Annotated in this window: 1 protein-coding gene; it reads left to right on the forward strand. The window is 72.0% G+C overall.

Features of this window, described 5'->3' with window-relative positions; all coding sequences use genetic code 11:
- Positions 1-882 (forward strand): IS256 family transposase (locus Q0848_RS18895; RefSeq protein WP_299040379.1); only part of this gene is annotated, 882 nt, incomplete at its 5' end.
- Between the last annotated feature and the right edge of the window lie 51 nt (positions 883-933).

Consider the following 933-nt stretch of genomic DNA (forward strand, 5'->3'; position numbering starts at 1 on the left):
GGGATCTCCAAGTCGGAGGTCTCGCGGATCTGCGCCGGCCTGGACGCCGAGGTCGCCGCCTGGGCCACCCGCCCGCTGGACGAGGCGGCGTTCCCGTACGTGTTCCTGGACGCCACGTACTGCAAGGCCCGGGTCGACGGCAGGGTGGTCTCCCAGGCCGTGGTGATCGCGACCGGGGTCTCCGCCGACGGGCGTAGGGAGGTCCTGGGGTGCGCGGTCGGGGACTCCGAGACCCAGGTGTTCTGGGCCGGCTTCCTGCGCGGGCTACGCGAGCGGGGCCTGGGCGGGGTGCAGCTGGTGATCTCCGACCACCACCGCGGACTGACCGGCGCGGTCGGCGAGGTGCTGCTCGGCGCCGCGTGGCAGCGCTGCCGGGTGCACTTCATGCGCAACGTCCTGGCCCGGGTGCCCAAGGGCCAGGGCGAGATGGTCGCCGCCGCCGTCCGCACGATCTTCGCCCAGCCCACCGGGCCCCTGGTCCGCGAGCAGGTCGAGACCGTCGCGGCGATGCTCGAGCCCAAGCTGCCCGTCGTGGCGGACATGCTGCGGACCGCCCGGGAGGACATCACCGCCTTCGCCGACTTCCCCGAGGCGCACTGGCGCAAGATCTGGTCCACCAACCCCCTGGAGCGGCTGAACAAGGAGGTCAAGCGCCGCACCGACGTCGTCGGGATCTTCCCCAACCCCGCTGCGCTGCTCCGGTTGTCGGCGTGCGTGCTGATCGAGGCCCACGACGAGTGGGCCGTCGCCGACCGCCGCTACCTGTCCGAGGAGTCCATGGCCCAGCTGAGCCCACCAGCCCCGACCCTCCTGCCCGCCGGCAACCCCGGCGAGCAGGACACCGACCTCAACCAGCTCCTGAACGCCGCGAAGACGGCATAGTTCAACCCGCAGAGCAGCACGCGCACCTACACCACGCCACGGGACTCAATC

It is taken from the genome of uncultured Pseudokineococcus sp., from assembly GCF_947495735.1.
Taxonomy (GTDB): domain Bacteria; phylum Actinomycetota; class Actinomycetes; order Actinomycetales; family Quadrisphaeraceae; genus Pseudokineococcus.